The following is a 22,279-nucleotide window of genomic DNA, read 5'->3' as shown; positions in this document are numbered from 1 at the left end:
GCTGCCGGTCGCCCTATTCTGCACCCGGAGGGCGGTGAAATCGAAGAGTTGGGGATTCCTTTTTTCCGGATATTCACGGGGTTCCCTCCGACGCCGATACCTGCTCGTTACAGACGGGATTAAACCGACGAAATCGGATGCGGCGGGTGGGGCCGGAGAGGCGTTCGGAGGGCCCGGAACCCTTGCTGCGTAAGGGGCGTCGGTCTACGCGCGTTGCCGCCAGTGGACCGCAAGACGGCCTTCGCACCCAGGTAGGCTGAAGGTCCCCCGCCTGAACGCAATCACCACCGGGAGTGCCAGTGGCACGCGTCGTAGTCGACGTCATGCTCAAGCCGGAGATCCTCGACCCCCAGGGCCAGGCGGTGCAGCGTGCACTGCCGCGCCTCGGATTCGCCGGGATCGCCGACGTCCGCCAGGGCAAGCGTTTCGAACTGGAGCTGGAAGGGCCGGTCGACGACGCCGCGCTCGCCCGCATCCGCGAGGCCGCCGAGACCTTCCTCGCCAACACCGTGATCGAGGACTTCACCGTCCGCGTCGAGGAGGAGGGGAAGTGACCACCCGAGTCGGCGTCGTCACTTTCCCCGGTTCCCTCGACGACCGCGACGCCCAGCGCGCGGTCCGCCTGGCCGGCGCCGAGCCGGTCGCCCTCTGGCACCGTGACAAGGATCTCCACCAGGTCGACGCCGTCGTCCTGCCCGGCGGATTCTCTTACGGCGACTATCTGCGCTGCGGTGCCATCTCCCGCTTCTCCCCGGTGATGGACACCATCATCGAGCAGGCCAAGCTGGGAATGCCCGTCCTCGGTATCTGCAACGGGTTCCAGGTGCTGTGCGAATCGCACCTGCTGCCCGGCGCGCTCACCCGGAACGACTCGCTGCACTTCATCTGCCGCGACCAGAAGCTGCGCATCGAGAACGCCGACACCGCCTGGACCCGGGATTACTCGGCCGGCCAGGAAATCGTCGTTCCGCTGAAGAACGGCGAGGGCCGGTTCGTCGCCGACGAGCGCGTCCTCGACGAACTCGAGGCGGAGGGCCGCATCGTGGCCCGCTACCTCGATGTGAACCCGAACGGTTCGTACCGCGACATCGCCGGCATCACCAACGCGGCGGGCAATGTCGTCGGCCTGATGCCGCACCCGGAGCACGCCGTGGAGCCGCTCACCGGTCCGACCACCGAGGGCCTGGGCTTCTTCACTTCCGTCCTGAAGCAGCTGGTGAACGCCTGATGAGCCTCGACACCGTCAAGAACGCCGAGCAGACCCCGGACGCGGCCCAGCCCTGGGCCGAACTCGGCCTCAAGCAGGACGAGTACGCCCGGATCCGGGAGATCCTCGACCGCCGCCCGACCGGCGCCGAGCTCGCCATGTACTCGGTGATGTGGTCGGAGCACTGCTCGTACAAGAGCTCCAAGGTCCACCTCAAGCAGTTCGGCGAGAAGGCCCCGCAGAACGACGCGATGCTCGTCGGCATCGGCGAGAACGCCGGCGTCGTCGACGTCGGCCAGGGCTACGCGGTCACCTTCAAGGTGGAGTCGCACAACCACCCGTCGTACATCGAGCCCTACCAGGGCGCGGCCACCGGCATCGGCGGCATCGTCCGCGACATCCTGGCGATGGGCGCCCGCCCGGTCGCCGTGATGGACCCGCTGCGCTTCGGTGCGGCCGACCACCCGGACACCCGCCGGGTGCTGCCCGGGATCGTCGCGGGCATCGGCGGCTACGGCAACTGCCTGGGCCTGCCGAACATCGGCGGCGAGGTCGTCTTCGACTCCTGCTACCAGGGCAACCCGCTGGTCAACGCGCTCTGCGTGGGCGTGATGAAGCACGAGGACATCCACCTCGCGAAGGCCTCCGGCCCCGGCAACAAGGTCATCCTGTACGGAGCCCGCACCGGCGGCGACGGCATCGGCGGCGTCTCGGTGCTCGCCTCGGAGACCTTCGACGCGACCGGCCCGGCCAAGCGCCCCGCCGTCCAGGTCGGCGACCCGTTCCAGGAGAAGCTGCTCATCGAGTGCACCCTGGAGATCTTCAAGGAAGACCTGGTCGCGGGCATCCAGGACCTCGGCGGCGCCGGCCTGTCCTGCGCCACCTCGGAGCTGGCCTCGGCCGGCACCGGCGGCATGCGGATCGAACTGGACACCGTGCCGCTGCGCGACCACACGCTCTCTCCTGAGGAGATCCTCATGAGCGAGTCGCAGGAGCGCATGTGCGCCATCGTCGAGCCCGGCAAGGTCGACCGCTTCCTGGAGATCTGCGAGAAGTGGGACGTCATCGCCACCGTCATCGGCGAGGTGACCGACGGCGAGCGCCTGGAGATCTTCTGGCACGGTGAGCTGGTGGTCGACGTGCCGCCGCGCACCGTCGCCCACGAGGGTCCGACCTACCAGCGCCCGTACGCCCGCCCGTCCTGGCAGGACGCGCTGCAGGCCGACGCCCCGACCGCCGAGCGGCTCGCCCGCCCGGGAAGCGGCGCCGAGCTGAAGGACGCGCTGCTGAAGGTCGCCGGCTCGCCGAACCAGGCCTCGAAGGCGTGGATCACCGACCAGTACGACCGGTACGTGCTGGGCAACACGGTGCTCGCCACCCCCGAGGACTCCGGCATGATCCGGATCGACGAGGAGACCAACCTCGGCGTCTCGGTCGCCACCGACGGCAACGGCCGCTACGCCAAGCTGGACCCGTACACCGGCGCCCAGCTGGCCCTCGCCGAGGCGTACCGCAACGTCGCGGCCGGCGGCGCCAAGCCGCTCGCGGTCTCCGACTGCCTCAACTTCGGCTCCCCCGAGGACCCGGACGTGATGTGGCAGTTCGCCGAGGCCACCCGCGGCCTGGCCGACGCCTGCCTGGTGCTCGGCACCCCGGTCACCGGCGGCAACGTCTCGCTGTACAACCAGACCGGCGACGTCGCCATCCACCCGACCCCCGTGGTCGCGGTGCTCGGCGTCATCGACGACGTCACCCGGCGCACCCCGGTCGGGTTCGGCGAGCAGGGTCAGCTGCTCTACCTGCTCGGCGACACCGCCGACGAACTGGGCGGCTCCGCGTGGTCGCAGGTGGTGCACAACCACCTCGGCGGCCTGCCGCCCAAGGTCGACCTGGAGCGCGAGCGGCTGCTCGGCGAGATCCTGATCGCCGCCTCCCGCGACGGCATGGTCGACGCCGCGCACGACCTCTCCGACGGCGGCCTCGCGCAGGCCCTGGTGGAGAGCTGCCTGAAGGGCGGCAACGGCGCCCGGGTGATCGTGCCCGAGGGCATGGACCCGTTCGTGTTCCTGTTCTCCGAGTCCGCCGGGCGTGCCGTGGTGGCCGTCCCGCGCAGCGAGGAGCTCCGGTTCAACGACATGTGCGGCGCCCGCGGCCTGCCGGCCACCCGGATCGGCGTGGTCGACGGTGACGCCCTGGAGGTCCAGGGCCAGTTCACCGTCACCCTGGCCGAGCTGCGCGACGCCCACACCGGCGTCATCGAGGCGCTGCTCGCCTGACGGTTCGTCAACGACGGGCGGTCGATCCGGAAATCCGGACCGGCCGCCCGTCGGCGTTTTGTACGCTGCGGGCATGTCGACCGCCAAGACCCGAACCTACGACCCGGTGAAGGTGCGTACCGCGCTCACCGGGCAACTCGACGCGATCTCCGCCGCCGTGCGCGCGCTGGACGACGACCAGCTGGCCCTGCCCACCCGGCTGGGGGAGTGGCGGGTGCGCGAACTCGTCGCCCACCTCGGCATGGTGGCCAGCTGGGTACCGCTGCACCTGCACGACCCGCTGCCGCCGCAGGCCCCGATCACCCCGCTGTACTGGGCCTCGCGGACCCGGACCGCGGCGGCCGCGATCAACTCCACCGCGGTCGAGCTGGTGGCCGAGCAGTTCGCCGGCGACGCCGACCAGGTGTCCGGCGAACTCGACCGGCAGTTCGGCGAGTTGTGGAAGGCGCTGGACGGCCCGGAGGGCTCGGAGCCCGGCCGGGTGATCCCGATGCGGTTCGGGCCGATGCTGCTGGCCGACTTCCTGGTCACCCGGCTGGTGGAGACCGTGGTGCACGCCGACGACCTGGCCGACGCGCTGGGCCTCGCCGAGTTCCCGCACGACCGCTTCGCGCTGGCCTCCGCCGCCCGGCTGCTCGCCGACGCGTTCGCCGCCCAGGTCCCGGGCGGTGCGGTCGAGTTGCGGGTGCCGCCGTACGCGGTGGTGCAGGCCGTCGAGGGCCCCCGGCACACCCGCGGCACCCCGCCGAACGTGGTGGAGACCGACCCGTTGACCTGGATCCGACTGGCCACCGGCCGGCTGGCCTGGGCCGACGCGCTGGACGTCGCGCTCACCGCCAGCGGTGAGCGCAGCGACCTCAGCGGGTACCTGCCGGTGCTGGGCTGAGGCTCACTGGCCCTCGGTCAGGGCGGCGGCCAACTCGCGGATTCCCGCCTCGCGTTCGGCCGCCGTGTCGCCGTAGTCGTAGCTGTGGCTGAACTCGGCGTCCGGGAAGGTCTGCGCCATCCACACGCTGCAGTAGTGGCCCGGCATGAAGCAGGCCTGCAGTTCGGTGTAGACCTCTAGGACGTCCTCCGGGGCGAGGCCGCCCGCCGACAGGCGGTGCCACAGTGCCTCCTCGGCGTGCAGGGCGAGCGAGCCGTCCGCGGTGATGATCTGCGGCTCGCCGTCCTTGCCGAGCACCTTGAACGCCGCGTACCCGGGCACGCCCCGGGTGTGCCGGATGTCCTCCAGGACCCGCGGCCACCACTGCTCGTCGCTCTCGAACGCCCGCAGGTCGGTGCCGCGCATCCTGCTCTCCGCCGTCGAGAACAGCCGGAAGACCTCGTCCGGGTTCCCGGTCGAGCCCAATGCCCGCAGGTTGTCGTCCAGTTCGCACAGGTTGTCGAGGAACGCCGCCAGGCCGGCGTTCACCGGCACGGACGGGCCCTGGAAGGCGACGTACACCGCCCAGACCCGGCCCTGCCCGTCCAGGCACAGCTCCGCGCCCCGGTCGTTGCCGAGCCGCGCCCAGCCCGCCTCCGGCCGCTCGTCGGCCGCCAGGCCGATGCTGCGGGCCCAGTCGGCGAGCCGCAGCGGCTCGTCCTCGCGAGCGGCGCTGAAGTACGGCCCGACCTGGAGCGGCAGCCCGGCGGAGGTCAGCAGCGCGGCCGCGTCGGCCGGGGCGACGGTGGCGGCGAGCTCGGCGGGGGTGGGGCGGCGCAGGCCGGACGGGCCGAAGCGGTCGAGCAGGCGCTGGGTGAGGTTGGTGGTCATGGCTCCGTCGTTTCGGGTCAGTAGCCGTAGCGGAAGTGCCGGAGGATCGAGTCCCATCCGGGGTGGCGCGTCAGGTCGGGTTCGATTCCGTCATCGATCGGGAGCCCATACTCCATCAGGTCGCCGAGGAGGTTCAGCTCCTGGGCGCCGAAGGCGAGTTGGCAGCGGAGCAGCGAGTGCTGGCTGCGGTGGGTGGGGCGGCCGTCGACGGTCGCTTCCTGGTGCGGGAGCAGGGCGTATACCTCGCCAGTGGCGCCGTCCAGGGCGAACACCGTCCCCCACGAGCCGAGGACGACCATGGTGCTGCCGTTGTTCGGCAGCTCCGGCCAGCAGCCGGCGGGATCGGCGGAACGCTCGGACAGAGGGGGAAGCGGCGGCCGCTCGGGCCTGATGAACGCGCCGGGGGCGTGGGGCAGGCCGATCTCGCTGAGGAAGGCGCGCGTGCCAGGGTCGGTGACCACGGCGGGCAGTTGCGACTCGGAAACCCGGAACAGGCCGTCCACGCCGTAGGCGACCTCCAGCTCGGCGCGGGTGACCGGCTGGATGACGGGTAGCGGGGAGTCGACAGGCACCATGTCGACACCCTATCCACGCCCGGGCGCGACGGTCACAGGGTCACCACGCGAACGCGGGGAGCGTGCGGTCAGTAGCCGTGGCGGAATTCGTGCACGATGGTCTGCCAGACCGGCTGGTCGAGCAGTCCGGGTTCGATCGCGCGCAGTTTGGCGGTCAGGTCGGCGAAGATCTCGTCGTCGCTCGGCAGCTCGGTCTCGGGGTCCTCCTCGTACCCGTCCTCGTCGAGGGAGGCGGGGTACAGCTCGGCGAACTCCGTCAGGTGGGCCCGGCACCAGTCGATGTCCGCCTGGTCCAGCCGGGCGACCGCGGTCCACATCTCCCGTCCGCCGAAAGCGAGTTGGCAGCAGGCCAGGGAGTGCAGGCTGTGGTGGGCGGGGCGGCCGCCGACAGTCGGCGGCTGGTGCGCGCCCAGGGCGTACACCTCTCCGGTGGCTCCGTCGAGCGCGAAGGTGCCTGCGACGGAGGAGCCGACCACCACCATGGCGGCGCCGCCGTCCGGCAATCCGGGCCAGTGGCCGGCAGGGCTTTCCGGCGCGCACGCTTCGGGCAGACCGACGAGCAACGGCTCCACCTGGCAGACGATCGCGCTGGGCGCGTCCGGCAGGCCGATCTCGCAGAGGAAGTCGCGCGCGGCGGGGTCGGTGATGACGGCGGGCAGCTCGGTCGCGGGGACGCGGCGGAGTCCGTCGACGCCGTAGACCTGTTCCAACTCGGCGCGGGTGACCGGCCGGATGGGTCGCAGGGACTCTACGGGTTGCATGCCGACAGCCCAACCGGGCCCGGGAGAGGCGGTTACGAGGTCTCGCCGTTCGAGGGTGGGCTGCTTGGGTCAGTAGCCGTGCTGGAAGTCGTGCATGATGTCCTGCCAGACCGGCTGGTCGAGCAAGCCGGGTTCGACCGCGCGCAGTTTGGCGGTCAGGTCGGCGAGGACATCCTCCAGCGCGGGCAGCTGGTCCAGGAATTCAGGGTCCACGTCCTCGCCCGTGTCGAAGAACGGGGGGTGCAGTTCGGCGAACTCCGGCAGGTGGGCGCGGCACCAGTCGATGGTGTCGGGGTCCATCTGGTCGGCCATGATCGCCAGTTCCCGTCCGCCGAAGGCGAGTTGGCAGCGGGCCAGGGAGTGCAGACTGCGGTGGGCGGGGCGGCCGTCGACGGTCGGCGGTCGGTGGACGCCGAGGGCGTACACCTCTCCGGTGGTGCCGTCGAGCGCGAAGGTGCCCGAGCCGTAGTGGCCGACGACCACCATGGCGGTGCCGTCGTCGGGCAGGCCGGGCCAGTAGTGGGCGGGGCCTTCCGGCGTGCAGTCCTCGGACAGGCTGCGGAGCAGCGTTCCGTGGAGTTGGACCATGGTGCCCGGAGCGTCGATGAGGCCGATCTCGCAGAGGAAGTCGCGCGCGGCGGGGTTGGTGATGACGGCGGGCAGCTCCGCCGCGGGGACGCGGCGGAGTCCGTCGACGCCGTAGACCTGTTCCAACTCGGCGCGGCTGACGGGGCGAACCGGAGGCAAGGGTGCGTCGGACGTCATGCCGTCAGCCTAACCGGGCGGGATCGGGGCCGGGCCTCACGGGCTGCCGAAGAGCTGCGCCCGGCGCTGCTTGAGGCGTCCCAGGTAGTTCGTGTGGTCCGTATGGTCGTCGCTGTAGTCGAAACTGTGGCTCACGTCCGTGAGATGCGGAAACGTCTTGTGGAGCCAGGCGCCACAGTTGGACCTCGGCGCATCGCACGGGGCTCTCTCGGTATACAGGGCGCGGATGTTGGGACCTTGCATGTGCTCCAGGATGGGAGCGGCGATCCGTTGCTCGGAGTGCGCCCCCATGAGGAAGTCGCTGCGTGAGACCAGGATGAAGTTCCGCTCGCCGTCCTGGTAGTGGAGTGCCGCGTAGTTGCTCCGGGCCCTGGACGCGGGTGTGCTCTTGGAGACCGGGGTTCCGTAGTCGCGCTGTGCGTGCCTCGCCCGCTCGGTGGCCCGGGCCAGCTCGGAGCCGCCACTACGGACCTTGCGGGAGTGCACGGCCGGCGAGCCCACCGGTGGAATCTTCGTCTGGTCGGGCCTGAAGCGCGGGTGGTTGCCGTTCGGGATGAAGTCCTTGATCCCGCTGTCGTCGTGAGTGTCCTTGTCCACCTTGGTCTTGGAGCCGTCGGCGTGCAGGCGGTGCAGGTCGCCCTTGTGGTCCAGCAGGTACACCGGGGTGGTGTCGTGGCCGCTGAGGATCCGCTTGTAGTCGTCGGCGAGCTTCTTCTCCAGGGCCTGGTGGTTCTCGTTCATCTTCTTGAGGCCCTTGGAGACGTCCTTCGCGTGGTCCGCGAGGCTGTCGAGCGCGGTCTCGATCGCGCCGAGGGCCCGGTCCGCCATGTCGGAGACGATCTGGCCCAGCTTGTCGCCACCGCGCCCGCTGACCGCCCTGGTCCTGGTCCGGGTCGTCCGGGCGTGGTGGTCCTTCATGGTGGCGAAGTGCGCGTCGAACTGGCGGGACAGGTTCTCGGCGGCGTCGTAGTCGTGCTTGACGGTGTCGCTCATCGCCCGCTCCGGTGGCTGCTCGCGGTCTGGCTCGGGGTGTGGGACGGTGCCTGGTTCGGCCGGCCGCCGTTCTGGACGGCGCCCATGACGGTGTTCTCGCCGAACTGCTTCGCCGCGCCGAGCGGGTCGTCCGCGTAGCCCTTGACCTGGTCGACGGACTGCTGGACGCCGTCCTTGAAGCCGGTCTTGCCGGCGTTGGCGGCCTCGCCGAAGTTGATGCCCTGCTGGGCGCCGACGGCGTTGCGGGCGAGCTGGACGACGAGGTCCTGGGCGATGTTGCCGAGCGCGGCGTAGACCGGGCCCTCGACGAGCGAGAGCAACTGGGACAGCAGTTGCTGTTCGGCCTCTTTGAGCAGGCGTTTGACGATGATGCGGGTGGCCTGGGTGGCGCCGAGCGCACCGGCCTCGGACAGGCCGAGGGTGAACGGGGCGGCGGCCTGGGCGGCGATCACCTCGGCGGCGAGGATGCCGAGTTGGACCAGGGCGGCGATCTTCGCGCCGGTGATCACCAGGGCCGCGCCGTCCAGGCCGTAGGCGAACAGTTCGATGGCCTGGGCGACTTGGGGCATGTGGGTGCCGATGACCTTGTCCCAGTGCGCCTGGAACGCCGCGACTCCGGCGCCCTCGTTGATGCCGAGGAACTCCTGGACCGAGCTTTCGATCTGCTGGCCGTCGGAGGTCAGGGTGGCGGCGAGGTCGCGGAGTTCGTCCGCCATCTCGCGGTACTCGTCCTCGTCGACGTTGGGCCAGTTGACGCCGATCAGGTCGAGCACCCAGGCGAGCTCGCCGGGCAGGACCACGCCCATGTCGAATTTCCTTCCCCCCGAAGTCTGCTCGTACGACTATCAGTTCACGTGTGAGTGTGGGTCAACTCCGGACGGCAGATCGCCGCCCGCTGGGTAGGCTCTCGGCGGACAGTCGTTCGGAAACGGGGGCAAGCCATGGAGACGGAGCGTCGAACACCGGCGCTGCAGGCCGGACGCCGGACGGCCGGTGCGGCACTGCTCGGCTGGCTGGACGACCCGCGCGCACCGCGCCTGTGCCGGGTCACCGGCAGTGCAGGGTCCGGCAAGAGCCACCTGCTGGCCTGGCTGCTGGCCCTCGGCACCGCTCCGGACGCCCCGCCCGGGCACCGGGTGCACGCCGCGCTGCCGGCCGAGGGCCTCGACGTGCGCGGAGCGCTCTGGCTGCTCGGCAGTCAGCTCGGCTACGTCGCCCGCACCCCCGAGGAGCTGTGCGCCGCCCTCGACGAGGACGGCCGACGGACCGTCATCTGCGTTCCCGAACTGGACCGGGCCGCCGACCCGACCCGGCTGGCCGCCGAACTCCTCGATCCGCTGCTCGCACTGCCGCACTTCCGCCTGGTCGTGGTCGGCGCCCCCGAAGCGTCGTTCACGAGCGTCGCCGAGCCTGCCGTCCTCGACCTCGACGACCCGCGCTGGACCGACCGCGAACGCTTCGACGCCTGGTGCGCCCGCGCGGGCCACGACCCGGCCGGTTACCCCAGTCCAGGCCGCGCCCTCGGTCGACCGGCACCGCAACCGCCCACCGCCGCCGAGCTGCTGGCCCGGGTGCCGCGCACCGCCGACGGCGCGCTCGACCTGCCTGCCGCGGGCGAGGAGGTGCTGACCGGGCTGTGGATCGCCGCCGCCCGGGCCGGCGACCTGGGCCCGCTGGCCGCCGACCCGCTGCTGCACGTACTGGCCAGGCCCGCCGCCGTCACCGCCGCGCTCACCGGTCGCGAGGATCCGGTCGCGGCCGCGTGGGACGCCGCCGGACCCGCGCTGATCGACCTCCCCGACGCCCCCGGCCGCGCCCACACGCTGCGCGCCCGGCTGCTCGGCACCGCCCCCGAGGCCGCCGCCCGGCTCGCCACCCTGCCCGCCCCCTGGTCGGCCCGGTGGGCCCGCTGGGAGCCCGGCACGGCCCTCGGCACCATCCAGGGCGAGCACTGGCTGGTCGTCGACCGCAACGGCACCGTCCGCCGCCACTCCGCCGCCAACGGCGCCGTGGTGGGCCTTGTCCCCGTGGCCGAGCCCCGACCGCTCCAGGCGCTCACCGTCACTGCCGGCGGCACCCTGGTCCTGCTCGACACCTGGGGCGGGACCGAACTCCTCGCCCCGACCCGGCCGGCGCCCGGCCTCGAACCGTACGCCCTGGACGAGGCCCTTGCCCGGCTGCGGGCCGCCGCCTCCGCACCCACCGCGGTGGCCGCCGCCGCCGACCTGCCCGCCGCCGCTCCCGCCCTCGGCGACGCGGCCGGCGCGGTCCACTGGTACCAGGACGGGCAGGTCCGCAGCGCCGAGCTGCACACCGGACCGGTCACCGCCCTCGCCGCCCTCGCCCTCGGGCCGGAGGACGTCCCGCTGCTGGCCGGCGGCGGCTATGACGGCACGGTCCGCCTCTGGGGTCCCGACGGCGAGCCGATGACCGAGCCCGCCGACCGCCGGCCCGCGCCCGTCACCGCGGTCGCCCTCGCCTCCGGCGCCGACGGCCTGCTGCTGGCCGCCGCCTGGTCCGACGGCCTGATCCGGGTCCGCCGTCCCGAGCTTCCCGGCCGGCCGCTCGACCTCCGCCTCGGCTCGCCCGCTCGCGCCCTCGACTTCCACGGCGAGACCCTGCTGATCGCCCTCGACGACGGCCTGCTCGCGGCCGACCTCCGCCGGCTCGGGGACTAGGCTCGCTGTTCATGACCAACTCCACTGCCCCTCATGGTGCTTCGACGGTCCGTGCCGCGCTCTCCGGTCAGGTGGGGGCGCTCCGGCTGGCCGTGCTACCGCTGGGGGAGGGGGAGCTGGCGCTGCCGACCCGGCTGGGGACGTGGCGGGTGCGCGAGCTGGTGGCGCACCTGGACCGGCAGATCGGCTGGACGCCGGAACACCTGGACGACCCGGTGCCCGCCGGGCTGCCCCGGCTGACGCTCGCCGCCTGGGTGGCGGCGGTGGGCGCGTTCGCGGACGCGCTCGACCGCGGGACGCGGGAGCAGGCGGCGGCGCACTACGCGGGCCCGGCGGCCGAGACGGCGGCCCGGTTCGACGCGGTGGTACGGAAGCTGGACGCGTTCCTGGCCTCGCCGGCGGCCGCGGACGCGGCGCGCCCGTTCCCGCTGCCGTTCGGCGCGATCGGGCTGGGCGACTTCCTGGTCACCCGGCTGGTGGAGACGGTGGTGCACGGCGACGACCTGGCGGCCGCCCTCGGCACGGGTGAATTCCCGCACGACCCACGGGCGTTGGAGGTGGTCGCCGACCTGCTGGCGGCCTCCGTCGGCGAGCCGTGGCGGGCCCGGGCGGCGGAGCTCGCGGCCGCTGACCCGGTCCGCTGGATCCGGCTGGCGACCGGCCGGGAGCGGGCCGCCGGCACGGGCCTGGACGAGCAGCTGCCGGTGCTGTCCTGAGCGGGCGTCAGCGGCCCGCCGGCCCGCCTCATGGGGCGGCCGGCCCGCGCAGGTAGGTGCCGTCGGCGCTGTACGGCCAGGCGTTGGCCACGCAACCGTCGAGCCCGTAGATCTGCTGCATCATCGCGGGCGCGGGCTTGCCGGGGCCCGGGCAGCCCTCGTGGCCGTGGCCGATCCGGTGGCCGACCTCGTGGTTGATGATCAGTGCCCGGTAGTCGTCCAGGCTGCCGTCGAACTGCGGCGAACCGGTCAGCCAGCGTTTGGAGTTGACCATCACCTGCTTGCCGACGTCGCAGTTCACCTCGCCCTTGGTGTTGAGGCCGCCGGCCCCGCAGATCCGGTCCACGGTGTCGGGGGAGGCGATCTTGACGGTGAAGTCGTAGCTGCCGGAGGAGACCAGCTGGAACCTGTCGCTGCCGTCGGCGGTCCAGCCGCGCTTGTCGCCCAGCACGGCCTGCACGACGCCGGCGGCGGCCTCCGGGTCGATGTCGATGCCGTTCTCCACCTCGACCCGGTAGCGGCGCAGCGTGCTGCCGGTGCCGACCGCGTCGCCCGAGGCGGCGGCGACCGTGAAGGAGCCGCTGCCGTGGGTGACGATCTGCGGCGGGGCGGAGGAGGACGCCGGGGCGCTGCTGGGTGGCGGGGCCGACGTGCGACTGCCCGGGGTCTCCACGACCGGGGTGTCGCTGCTCGGCGGGACCACCCGGGCCTGCGCGGTGGGACCGGCGCCGCCCGAGGGCCCGGCGGGCAGCTGCAGGGCGGCGATGCCCGCGGCGGCCAGCACGCCGAGCGCCGCGGTGCCGCCCAGCGTCACGGCCAGCCGGCGGCGGCGCATCCTGGCGCGGCGGAGCGCCGACCTGCCGGGTGACCTGCGGGCTGCGGGCATCTGTACTTCCCTCGGGGCGACGACATGGCGATCCGGGCGGGCGGCGCGGGCGCCGCCGTTCGCACGGATGTGCTGCATGGATGAATACGCGGTATGCCCTCGATCGGTTCCGGTCGGGTTCGCGGTCGTCAGGACCGGATCTGGCCGGCGAGGCGGTCCAGCAGCCGCCCCAGCGGCTCCCCGGTCAGCGAGCGGTCCGGCCGGTCCGGGCTGTCCTGGGAGAGCACCAGGACGATGTCGCCCGTGCCCTTGGCTCGCACCCGGGCGATCGCGGCGAGCCCTTCGCCGGGCGTGACCAGCGGTTTTCCTCCGGGCTTGGGCCGGCCGGTGACGATGGCACTCAGCTGGTCGACGGAGACCTCGCCGGCGCTCTGGATCGACGGCAGCACCATGTTCACCCCGACGTCGTCCAACGGGACGGCCGTCAGGTCGAGCTGCACCGGCGTGGAGCCGACCGTCCAGACGCAGGTCACCCGGGCGCTCGGCGGGCGGCCCGGCGCGGATGCGGTGGTCGGCGACGGGCTGATCCAGGACGGCCACGGAACCGGTGCGGTGGCCTCAGCGACCTCCCCCTCCGCCGCCTTGGCGTCCGCGGCCCCCGGCGTTGCCGTCCGGTCGATCCCGGCGGACTTCAGCGCGGCGGCCAGGTCCAGCCCGAACGGGCACGCGGCGCCGCCCTGGCTGCCGAGCTGCTCGGCGGTGGAACGCACCGAGGCGTACGACAGCGCGGCGTCCGACCCGCCCCCGTCCGATCCGGTGCAGGCGGCCGCGCCCAGGGCCGTCCCGAGGACGACGGGCAGCACCGCGAATCGGCGGCGGGCGGGACGGGTCGGTATCCGGTCTGCGGTCACCACGACAGGCTAAGCCCTTGCTGCACAACCGAGTTGACGGTTCGTCGGGACGACCGGGAAATCGGGTTCGGCTACCCGCCCGGCCCCCCGGGCCCGGCGGGGCCGAGGGGTCGGGCAGGCGGTGCGGCTACTGCTTGAGTTCGGCGTACGCCTCGGCGCTGCTGTCCTTGAGGAACTGCCAGCAGCGGGCCTCCTCCTCGGTCTCCTTGATCGCGCCGGCCGCCCGGGCGAGCGCCGCCAGGCAGCGCAGGAAGCCGCGGTTGCCGCGGTGGTCCCACGGGATCGGGCCGTGGCCGCGCCAGCCGTTGCGGCGCAGCGAGTCCAGCCCGCGGTGGTAGCCGGTGCGGGCGTAGGCGTAGGACTCGACGGTGCGGCCCGCCGCGAAGGCGTCGTCCGCGAGCATCGCCCAGGCCAGGCAGAAGGCCGGGTACTCGGCCGCGACCTGGGTCGGCGAGGCGGACTCCTCGGCCAGCATCCGGTAGGGGTGCTCCTCCTCCGGCAGGAGGGTCGGTTCGGGGCCGTCGAGCAGGTTCTTGTGCGTCTCCATGGTGTGCCAGTCTGCCACCCGGCCGCACGCGCCCGACCGCGAACGACGGCGCCCCCGCCACCGGACCGGCCGGGGACGGGGGCGCCGTGCGCGCGGTGCCTGCTCCGTGCGCCTTACTTCATCCGCTTGCCGGCCGAGCGCAGCTGCTGCGCGGCCTCGGTGACGCGGTGGGCCATGCCGGCCTCGGCCAGCTTGCCCCAGGTGCGCGGGTCGTAGGTGTTCTTCTTGCCGACCTCGCCGTCGACCTTCAGCACGCCGTCGTAGTTGCGGAACATGTGGTCCACGACGGGGCGGGTGAAGGCGTACTGGGTGTCGGTGTCGAGGTTCATCTTGACGACGCCGTTCTCCAGCGCGGTCAGGATCTCCTGCTCGGTGGAGCCGGAGCCGCCGTGGAAGACGAAGTCGAACGGGTCCTGCTTGCCGTACTGCTTGCCGATCTCGGCCTGCAGGTCGGCGAGCAGCTCCGGACGCAGCACGACGTTGCCCGGCTTGTACACGCCGTGCACGTTGCCGAACGAGGCGGCCAGCAGGTAGCGGCCCTTCTCGCCCAGGCCGAGCGCCTCGGCGGTGCGCACCGCGTCGGAGACGGTGGTGTACAGCTCGTCGTTGATCTCGTGCGAGACGCCGTCCTCCTCGCCGCCGGTCGGGGTGATCTCGACCTCAAGGATGATCTTGGCGGCGGCGGCCTGGGCCAGCAGCTCCTGGCCGATGGCCAGGTTGTCGGCCAGGGTCTCGGCCGAGCCGTCCCACATGTGCGACTGGAACAGCGGGTTGTCGCCGCGGGCCACGCGCTCGGCGGAGATCGCCAGCAGCGGGCGGACGTAGCCGTCCAGCTTGTCCTTCGGGCAGTGGTCGGTGTGCAGCGCCACGGTGATGTCGTACTTGGCCGCGACGATGTGCGCGAACTCGGCCAGCGCGACCGCGCCGGTCACCATGTCCTTGTTGTACTGGCCGCCCAGGAACTCCGCACCACCGGTGGAGATCTGGATGATGCCGTCGCTCTCGGCCTCGGCGAAGCCGCGCAGGGCGGCGTGCAGGGTCTGCGTCGAGGTGACGTTGATCGCCGGGTAGGCGAACTTGCCCGCCTTGGCCCGGTCGAGCATCTCGTTGTAGGCCTCGGGAGTTGCGATGGGCATGCGAATCCGCTCCTGTCGGTGTGGGGCGATCGGACGACGCTGTCCGAAGGCTCGATACGCCTGTGGTTCACGACATCGATGCGGTCGAGCGAGAGGGTGGTAGCTCGACCGCGGGCCGGACACCTCCGCCATCCTCCCAGACTCCCCCCGCAGACACACCAAGCGGCCCGCCACTTGGGACGGCCGACCCGGTGAAGGGCCCGCCGACCCTGCCCGGAGACCCGCAGTTAAGGCTTTGCAAAGCCATCCGGGCTATCCTGCGCGCGTGGAACAACACCTCCAGCTCGCCGTCAACGTCCTTGACGCCAAATCGCTCGTCGCCTCCGTCGGCGCCATCGGGATCCTGGCGATCATCTTCGCCGAGACCGGCCTGCTGGTCGGGTTCTTCTTCCCCGGTGACTCGCTGCTCATCCTGGCCGGTGTCGCCGCCTCCAGCGCCGCCGACAAGGTGCTCGGCGAAGGCGCCCAGATGAACATCGCCCTGCTGCTGATCGGCGCGCCCGTCTGCGCCATCCTCGGCGCCCAGCTCGGGCACCTGCTGGGCCGCAAGGTCGGGCCGAAGATGTTCGACAAGCCGAACTCGAAGATCTTCCGGCCCGAGTACGTGGAGAAGGCCGAGGAGTACTTCGACAAGTTCGGCCCCGCCAAGGCCGTGGTGATGGCCCGCTTCATCCCGATCGTGCGGACCTTCCTGAACCCGGTCGCCGGCACCCTGCAGATGCCCGCCAAGACCTTCTTCGTCTGGAACGTCGTCGGCGCGGTGCTCTGGACCGAGACCATGCTGCTGATCGGCTACCTGACCGGTGACCAGCTCGCCCCGGTGATCGACAAGTACCTGCTCCCCGCGATGGCGCTGATCATCCTGATCTCCGTCTCGCCGATCATCGTCGAGGTGATCCGCGAGCGTAAGAAGAAGAAGGCCGCCGGCGCCGGCGCCGCCACCGAGGAGCACGAGCCCGTCAGCAGCGGTCGCCACCGCAAGCACTGACGTCCCGCTCGGCACGGCAGAGGCCCCGATCACCGCGGTGATCGGGGCCTCTCGCGTTGTTCCACGTGGAACGGACCGGGCTCACCGGCCCGGCTCCGGGCTCACAGACCCAGGTCGTCCAGGGTGTACGCGGTCACGTACGGGAGGCCCGCCTCGGCGATCGCCGGGGCCGCGCCGCGCTCCACGATCACCGCGACGCCCACCACCTCGGCGCCCGCCTCGCGCAGCGCCTCCACCGCGGTGAGCACCGAACCGCCGGTGGTGGAGGTGTCCTCCACCGCCAGCACCCGGCGGCCCTTCACGTCCGGGCCCTCGATCCGGCGCTGCAGGCCGTGCGCCTTGCCCGCCTTCCGCACCACGAACGCGTCCAGCTTCCGGCCGCGGGCCGCCGCCGCGTGCAGCATCGCCGCGGCCACCGGGTCGGCGCCCAGGGTCAGCCCGCCCACCGCGTCGAACTCCAGGTCCGCGGCCGCGTCCAGCATCACCTTGCCGACCAGCGGGGCCGCCTCCGCGTCCAGCGTGATCCGGCGCAGGTCGACGTAGTAGTCGGCCTCCCGGCCGGAGGAGAGGGTGACCTTGCCGTGCACGACGGCCTTGTCCTTGATCTGCGCCAGCAGGGCGTCGCGGTCGTTGCTCATGGACAGCCAGCTTAGTGGGTCCCCACCGCCCGGCTCAGCGCCGCCGCAGGGCCCGGACCAGCACCACCGCGCCGCCGATCAGCGCCACTCCGCCGCCGATCATCCACGGCAGCGCACTCCGGTCGCCGACCGCGCCCGCCAGCAGCGTCGGCTCCGCACCGCCCCAGCGGGACGCCGCCCGGGCCCGCGCGCTGTGCGCCGGCGGGGCCGGCGCGTAGCGGCCGTGCGGCGGGGCGTGGTCGACCTCCTCCGCCGAGCGGCCGACGATGCTGCGCCGCACCGGGGCGGTCTCCGGGTCGAACGCGGACTCCGGGCGCGACGGCACCGGCACCGGATCGGGCAGCTCGTCCTCGCTGAACGCGATCAGGTCCGACAGGTCGTCGTCCAGGTCCTGGCCCTGGGCGCGGTCGTCCAGGAACACCACGGTCGCGCCGTCCGCCCCGTCGACGTCCGCGTCGTCCTCGTCGGCCGGCTCGGACAGCTCGGCCACCAGCGCCGCCACCGCCCGGTCGATCAGCCGGCGGCCGGTCGACTCCAGCACCGACTCCTCGAAGCCCGCCAGCCGCCCGGACGCGGTCAGCGTGGTCGCGAAACGCATCGCGGTCTCGCCCTTCCGCTCCTCCAGCGTCACCTGCAGCTCGGCGGTCACCGGGGCCGCGCCGCGGATCTCCTCGCCGGTCATGCGAACGGCGAGCACGTCGTCCTGCCAGCCCGCCACGGTCAGCCGGCCGGCGAAGGTGATCGTGGAGCCGGCGATGCGGATCCTGAGGCGGCTGTCCGCCGCGGGGGCGGACGTGGACGCGACCGGGCTCAGCCCCGGCACGCAGCGGGCCACCAGTTCGCGGTCCACCAGCGCCTCCCGGACCACCTCGGCGGGCACCGGGACGACTACCTCATGCTCCATACCGGCGAGCCTACCGACCGCCCGCCGCCGTGCCGAGCCCTCCACGCGAAGCGGGGCCGAGCATTGCGCGAACGGGTCCAACGGGGAAGCGGATTCGGGTGCGGGGAGCGGTGACCCGGGTGGTGGCGGGACGTGCGCCGGGATTCTGACGGGTGGTCACGGGCCGAGCAGGGTGTGGGGCGGGGGCAGGGGGGCCGGGCGGTGGGCGGCGAGGCGGGCGGCGGTGGTGCGCAGGGCGGGGACGGTGAGGGAGCGCGGGGCGGGCGCGTCCGGGGCGAGGTCGAGCGCGGGGGGCCGGCGGGCGGCGAGCAGGAAGGCCTGGGCGGGGGAGCTGCGGCCGCACTCCGGGGCGGACGGCGCGCCGCCCTGGTAGGGGACGGTGTCCAGCCCGGTGGCGGCCAGCCCGGCCTCCGCGGTCCACAGGCCGCTGTTCGGCGTGCCGCCGCGGACGGCGAGCCGCCCGTCGGGGGCGAGCAGCCGGGCGGCCAGGCCGTAGAACTCGAGGGAGCGGTACCTGCCGCCGAACGCGTCCCCGTCCAGGTCGGAGACGATCACGTCGAACGGCCCGGCCGAGGTGCGCAGCCAGCCCAGCGGCTCGGCGGTGACCAGCCGGACCCGCGGATCGTCCCACGGGTGCGCGGCGAGCGCGGCGAACGCGGCGTCCCGGCGGGCCAGCGCGGAGATCGCCGGGTCGCGTTCGACCACCAGCACGCTGCGCACCGCGGGGTGGCGCAGCACCTCGCGCAGCGCCAGGCCGTCGCCGCCGAGCACCAGCACCCGGCCGCTGGGGCCGACGGCCAGCGCGGGGCGGACCAGCGCCTCGTGCTCGCGGTACTCGTCGGGACCGCAGACGGCGAGGCGGCCGTCCAGGTACAGCTCCAGCGGCGCGGGGGCGCGCTGCGGCGGGACGCGCGGGGTGTCGGGGTCGCCGGTGAGGACGATCTCCTGGTAGCGGCTCTGGGTGGCGAACCGGATCGGCCCGCCGTACAGGGCGTGCCGGGCGGCGCGTTCGATCGCGCCGCTGCAGGCGGCGGCCAGGGCGAGGACGGCCAGCACCAGGCCGCAGCCGGTCCACAGGACCAGCCGGGTGCGCGGGGTGGGTTCGGAGCGGAACAGCCAGAGCACCACCACGGCGCCCGCCACCGCGTTGACCGCGCCGGTGAGCAGCGCCCCGGTGGCCTGGCCGAGGGCGGGCAGCAGGACGAACGGGAAGGCCAGCCCGCCGATCAGCGCGCCCACGTAATCGGCGGCGAACAGGTCGGCGACCGCGCGGCCGGCGTGGTCGCGGCGGATCCGCTGGATCAGCGTCATCAGCAGCGGGATCTCGGCGCCGATCAGCAGGCCGATCAGCACGGTGGCGGTGATCAGCGCGATCAGCGTGGCGTGCGGGCGGTGCAGCCAGGCCCAGCCGCAGTACAGGGCGAGCGCGGACAGGCCGCCGGTCAGCGACAGCGCGTACTCGACGAGCGCGAAGGAGGTGGCCGGGCGGCGGGTGAGGCCCTTGGCGAGCAGTGAGCCGACGCCCATCGCGAACACCATGACGGACAGCACCACGGAGGTCTGGGTGACCGAGTCGCCCAGCAGGTAGCCGCCCAGGGCGACCAGTTCGAGTTCGTACACCAGGCCGCAGGCCGCGCAGACGAACGCGGCCAGCAGCACCAGGATCCGGGCCGGGCGGGCGGGGACGGCCGGCGGTATGGCGCCGCCGACCCGGACCGCTCCGCCCGGGCCCGCGGCGCGGGGGGCGGTGGGCCGGTGATCGGCCGCGGGCGGGGGTGCGGGGGCGTCCGGACCCGGCTGCGCGGGCCGTCCGACCGGGTGGTTGATCATGAATGAACGCTAGGCGAGAGCCCGGGTGAATGGCTGCACCCAAACGGTGGACAGGGCAGGGCGACAGGTTGACGCCCGCTCACCATCCGGCCTGCGGTTCGGCGGGTTCGGGCCCGCGGCCGAGGGCGTCGGCGCAGACGTCGGCGGTGCTACCGCCGGGGGTGCGCAGCGAGAGCGACGAGCGGGTGCACACCAGCCGGCCCTCCTGCGGGTAGGCGTGCCAGGTGCGCCAGTGCACCCGGCGCTCCTCGCAGTGCGCGACCAGCGCGGTGAACGCGCTCGGGTCACCGGGGAAGATGCCGGCCAGCGCCCGCGGGTGCCCCTCGACCAGAGCCAGCAGCTCCTGGGCGCGGGCCGCGAACACGTGCGGCGGCAGTTCCTCGATCCGGGCGGCGAACTCGTACTCCCAGCCGGCCACCTGTTCGGCCACCCGGGCGGGGAGCGGGGTGCGGCGGCCGGGCAGGCAGGCCACCGTCTCCAGGCAGTCGCCCGGGCCGGCCGCCAGGACCACCTGGTGCGAGGCGCCCAGCAGCCGCAGCTGGAGGGTGCCGCGGACGCCGGCGGCCTGGTCGGGGCCGTCGAGTCTGAGGTCGCGGACGGCCAGCGCGGGCAGCGGTTCCCCGCCCAGCTGCCAGGCCAGGTCGCCGGCGCGGGTGTCCGTGTAGGAGGTCTGCAAGGTGGTGAGCATGCTCGGCTCCGCGTTTCAGCTCCGTGCGCGCCCCCTGCGGCCGGAGCTCGCGCCTCTGGCGTGAGGCTGTTCGAGGCTGTCCGATCCGGGGCGCGGCCGACCGTGGAAGGAAGGATTCCGGCTGGAGATTCAGCAGCAGAGAAGCACGAATTCTCCGGGTCCGTCGGGGATTTACCCATGTTTGGCACTCATTCACCGTTCTGGGGCGTGTGTCCGACTGGGTGTGATCGGTCCCGGGTTGCACTCTGTTCGGCGAGCGCTGCCGAGCGGGTCCTGCGCGCCGTGCGCGCCGGTAGTGCGCGCCGCGCGCTCCGCGTGGTCGGGCACACCGAAGCCCCCGGTGGCGACCTTCCGCCACCACCGGGGACTCCAGGTGGTCAGCCGGCCACCCTGGCTCCGTGACGCTCCGCCACCTTCCGCTCCAGGGCCCGGAAGTAGCGGAACTCGACGGCCGCCGCCCGCCCGGGGGTGCAGGTCGAGATGTCCTCCGTGCGGGTCGTCAGGCAGTCCGGGATGTTCTGGCCGGGCTGCGGGGCGTCCGTGAGGTGTTCAGTCGTGCGAGCTGCTTGGCGCTCAGCGCGAGCAGGATGCCGAAGGAGGGCTCCCAGATGCGGGCTCGGGTAGCGAAGTAGGCGAGCGGCCCCGGTCGGACTCGGTCTGCGTGCTGCTCAGGTAGGGCCTCACTGACCAGGCGATCGGCCGCAAGCTGGAGATCTCCGCAGGGGGCACCCGTAGGCAGATGGCCGCAGTCGCCCGAAACGGGCCTCTGTTGATCCGGGTCCGATCTACGACGTTCCCGGGTGCTCGGGCATGACCTTCCGTCCGGTCCGGGGCGCTGCGGAGGGCTCAGCGTTTCCGCAGGTCGGACAGCCTGGCGACCGCTGCTTCGAGTACTTCTTCCCGCTTGCAGAAGGCGAAGCGGACTTGGCTGAGGCCCGCCTCGGTGTCGTCGTAGAAGACGGCGTTGGGGATGGCGACGACGCCGCAGCGCTCCGGCAGGGTCCGGCAGAACTCGATGCCGTCCTTCTCGCCCAGTGGCGTGATGTCGGTGGTGATGAAGTACGTGCCCTGCGGCTCGAACACCCGGAAGCCCGCTGAGGCCAGGCCCGCCGCCAGCAGGTCCCGCTTGCGGTGCAGCTCGGCGCGGAACTCCGCGTAGTACGCGTCGGGCAGGCGCAGCGCCTCGGCGACCGCGTACTGGAACGGGCCGGCGCTGACGTAGGTGAGGTACTGCTTGGCGGTGCGGACGGCGGCCACCAGTTCGGGGGTGCCGGTGACCCAGCCGACCTTCCAGCCGGTGAAGGAGAAGGTCTTGCCGGCGGAGGAGATCGCCACGGTGCGCTCGCGCATGCCGGGGAGGGCGGCGAGCGGGTGGTGGTCGCCGGCGAACACCAGGTGCTCGTAGACCTCGTCGGTGATCACCAACAGGTCGTGCTCGACGGCGAGTTCGGCGATCCCGGCGAGTTCCTCGGAGGTCAGCACGGTGCCGGTCGGGTTGTGCGGGGTGTTGATCAGCAGCAGCCGGGTGCGCGGCGTGATCAGCGAGCGCAGCTCGTCCAGGTCCGGCCGGAACGCGGGCTGGCGGAGCGTCAGCGGCACCCGGACGGCTCCGGCCATCGCGATGCACGCGGCGTACGAGTCGTAGAAGGGTTCGAAGGCGATCACCTCGTCGCCCGGCTCCAGCAGGGCGAGCAGAGCGGCGGCGATCGCCTCGGTGGCGCCGGCGGTGACCAGCACCTCGGTGTCCGGATCGACCGTCAGGCCGTAGAAGCGCTGCTGGTGTTCGGCGATCGCCTGCCGCAGCTCCGGCACGCCCGGCCCCGGCGGGTACTGGTTGCCGCGGCCCTCGCGCAGGGCCCGCACCGCGGCCTCGCGGACCTCCGCGGGCCCGTCGGTGTCCGGGAACCCCTGTCCGAGGTTGATCGAACCGGTGGCGGTGGCCAGGGCCGACATCTCGGCGAAGATCGTCGTTCCCATACCGGCGAGGCGGCGGTTCAGCAGCGGCCTCGTGCTCATCACGGCTCCTCGTGGATGGTGGGTGGGCCCATCATCCAGGGGCCCGGCGGGAGCCCGCCAGGACCCGG

General features: G+C 72.9%; 22 protein-coding genes. 7 read left to right on the top strand and 15 right to left on the bottom strand.

The genetic code is table 11. From position 1 onward, the window contains the following. The first annotated feature begins 299 nt into the window (after positions 1-299). The 4 genes from purS to BX266_RS17760 all read left to right on the top strand — a co-directional run bounded on the left by purS (position 300) and on the right by BX266_RS17760 (position 4,369). Entirely contained in the window at positions 300-554 is a 255-nt protein-coding gene (purS, locus tag BX266_RS17775; protein ID WP_033250393.1) for a phosphoribosylformylglycinamidine synthase subunit PurS, read from the top strand. Continuing rightward, positions 551-1,228 carry a phosphoribosylformylglycinamidine synthase subunit PurQ gene (gene purQ / locus BX266_RS17770; protein WP_099901020.1) on the top strand — a complete coding sequence of 226 codons (678 nt, stop codon included), beginning with the start codon at positions 551-553 and terminating at the stop codon, positions 1,226-1,228. Before purS ends, purQ begins: the two co-directional genes overlap by 4 nt. Beyond that, the gene (gene purL / locus BX266_RS17765) at positions 1,228-3,483 is read left to right on the top strand and encodes a phosphoribosylformylglycinamidine synthase subunit PurL (protein ID WP_099901018.1); all 2,256 of its coding nucleotides are present in this window, start codon (positions 1,228-1,230) and stop codon (positions 3,481-3,483) included. The genes purQ and purL overlap by 1 nt, the downstream gene beginning before the upstream one ends. A gap of 73 nt (positions 3,484-3,556) precedes the next feature. Further along, positions 3,557-4,369 (top strand): maleylpyruvate isomerase family mycothiol-dependent enzyme, encoded by an 813-nt coding sequence (locus BX266_RS17760; protein WP_099901016.1) that lies wholly within the window; start codon positions 3,557-3,559, stop codon positions 4,367-4,369. Positions 4,370-4,372: 3 nt separating this feature from the next. On the opposite strand, the gene BX266_RS17755 is transcribed toward BX266_RS17760, so the two are convergent. From BX266_RS17755 to BX266_RS17730, 6 genes are all read right to left on the bottom strand, one after another. Then, positions 4,373-5,239 carry a nucleic acid/nucleotide deaminase domain-containing protein gene (locus BX266_RS17755; RefSeq protein WP_180290522.1) on the bottom strand — a complete coding sequence of 289 codons (867 nt, stop codon included), beginning with the start codon at positions 5,237-5,239 and terminating at the stop codon, positions 4,373-4,375. A gap of 17 nt (positions 5,240-5,256) precedes the next feature. Beyond that, a complete protein-coding gene (locus BX266_RS17750) occupies positions 5,257-5,814 on the bottom strand; it encodes an SUKH-4 family immunity protein (RefSeq protein WP_099901012.1) in 558 nt (185 codons plus the stop codon). Between the two features lie 68 nt (positions 5,815-5,882). Next, a complete protein-coding gene (locus BX266_RS17745; RefSeq protein ID WP_099901010.1) occupies positions 5,883-6,575 on the bottom strand; it encodes an SUKH-4 family immunity protein in 693 nt (230 codons plus the stop codon). Positions 6,576-6,644: 69 nt separating this feature from the next. After that, positions 6,645-7,340 carry an SUKH-4 family immunity protein gene (locus BX266_RS17740; protein WP_099901008.1) on the bottom strand — a complete coding sequence of 232 codons (696 nt, stop codon included), beginning with the start codon at positions 7,338-7,340 and terminating at the stop codon, positions 6,645-6,647. Between the two features lie 36 nt (positions 7,341-7,376). Beyond that, positions 7,377-8,333 carry a nucleic acid/nucleotide deaminase domain-containing protein gene (locus BX266_RS17735; protein WP_099901006.1) on the bottom strand — a complete coding sequence of 319 codons (957 nt, stop codon included), beginning with the start codon at positions 8,331-8,333 and terminating at the stop codon, positions 7,377-7,379. Continuing rightward, positions 8,330-9,139, bottom strand: coding sequence for a hypothetical protein (locus BX266_RS17730; RefSeq protein ID WP_180290521.1), 810 nt, complete (start codon positions 9,137-9,139; stop codon positions 8,330-8,332). Before BX266_RS17730 ends, BX266_RS17735 begins: the two co-directional genes overlap by 4 nt. A gap of 135 nt (positions 9,140-9,274) precedes the next feature. On the opposite strand from BX266_RS17730, the gene BX266_RS17725 reads away from it, so the two are divergent. Both BX266_RS17725 and BX266_RS17720 read left to right on the top strand, forming a co-directional pair. Beyond that, a complete protein-coding gene (locus tag BX266_RS17725; RefSeq protein ID WP_099901004.1) occupies positions 9,275-11,011 on the top strand; it encodes a hypothetical protein in 1,737 nt (578 codons plus the stop codon). A gap of 11 nt (positions 11,012-11,022) precedes the next feature. Continuing rightward, positions 11,023-11,727: a maleylpyruvate isomerase N-terminal domain-containing protein gene (locus tag BX266_RS17720; protein WP_099901002.1), complete on the top strand. Its 705-nt coding sequence runs from the start codon at positions 11,023-11,025 to the stop codon at positions 11,725-11,727. Between the two features lie 28 nt (positions 11,728-11,755). Here BX266_RS17720 and BX266_RS17715 read toward each other — a convergent pair whose 3' ends face one another. From BX266_RS17715 to fbaA, 4 genes are all read right to left on the bottom strand, one after another. Further along, entirely contained in the window at positions 11,756-12,613 is an 858-nt protein-coding gene (locus tag BX266_RS17715) for a DUF3152 domain-containing protein (protein ID WP_099901000.1), read from the bottom strand. Between the two features lie 128 nt (positions 12,614-12,741). Continuing rightward, the gene (locus BX266_RS17710; RefSeq protein WP_143686952.1) at positions 12,742-13,464 is read right to left on the bottom strand and encodes a hypothetical protein; all 723 of its coding nucleotides are present in this window, start codon (positions 13,462-13,464) and stop codon (positions 12,742-12,744) included. A 127-nt stretch (positions 13,465-13,591) separates the two neighbouring features. Further along, positions 13,592-14,011 (bottom strand): DUF3151 domain-containing protein, encoded by a 420-nt coding sequence (locus BX266_RS17705; RefSeq protein ID WP_099900996.1) that lies wholly within the window; start codon positions 14,009-14,011, stop codon positions 13,592-13,594. A 113-nt stretch (positions 14,012-14,124) separates the two neighbouring features. Then, positions 14,125-15,147 carry a class II fructose-bisphosphate aldolase gene (gene fbaA, locus BX266_RS17700; protein WP_099900994.1) on the bottom strand — a complete coding sequence of 341 codons (1,023 nt, stop codon included), beginning with the start codon at positions 15,145-15,147 and terminating at the stop codon, positions 14,125-14,127. Positions 15,148-15,412: 265 nt separating this feature from the next. Between fbaA and BX266_RS17695 the strand changes: the two genes are divergently transcribed. Further along, the gene (locus BX266_RS17695; protein ID WP_099900992.1) at positions 15,413-16,135 is read left to right on the top strand and encodes a DedA family protein; all 723 of its coding nucleotides are present in this window, start codon (positions 15,413-15,415) and stop codon (positions 16,133-16,135) included. Positions 16,136-16,236: 101 nt separating this feature from the next. Here BX266_RS17695 and pyrE read toward each other — a convergent pair whose 3' ends face one another. From pyrE to BX266_RS17670, 5 genes are all read right to left on the bottom strand, one after another. Then, the gene (gene pyrE, locus BX266_RS17690; RefSeq protein ID WP_030905690.1) at positions 16,237-16,773 is read right to left on the bottom strand and encodes an orotate phosphoribosyltransferase; all 537 of its coding nucleotides are present in this window, start codon (positions 16,771-16,773) and stop codon (positions 16,237-16,239) included. A gap of 34 nt (positions 16,774-16,807) precedes the next feature. After that, complete coding sequence (locus BX266_RS17685; RefSeq protein WP_099900990.1) at positions 16,808-17,677, bottom strand: CoxG family protein; 870 nt, start codon at positions 17,675-17,677, stop codon at positions 16,808-16,810. Between the two features lie 156 nt (positions 17,678-17,833). Continuing rightward, entirely contained in the window at positions 17,834-19,507 is a 1,674-nt protein-coding gene (locus tag BX266_RS17680; RefSeq protein ID WP_180290520.1) for a spermidine synthase, read from the bottom strand. A gap of 79 nt (positions 19,508-19,586) precedes the next feature. Next, positions 19,587-20,195, bottom strand: coding sequence for a DUF2617 family protein (locus BX266_RS17675; protein ID WP_099900989.1), 609 nt, complete (start codon positions 20,193-20,195; stop codon positions 19,587-19,589). Positions 20,196-21,041: 846 nt separating this feature from the next. Next, entirely contained in the window at positions 21,042-22,211 is a 1,170-nt protein-coding gene (locus BX266_RS17670) for a pyridoxal phosphate-dependent aminotransferase (protein WP_099900988.1), read from the bottom strand. Positions 22,212-22,279: the final 68 nt, after the last annotated feature.

The organism is Streptomyces sp. TLI_171, assembly GCF_003610255.1.
Lineage (GTDB): Bacteria > Actinomycetota > Actinomycetes > Streptomycetales > Streptomycetaceae > Kitasatospora.
Note: the sequence above shows the minus strand (reverse complement) of the source record. Positions and strands in the feature narration are given on the sequence as shown.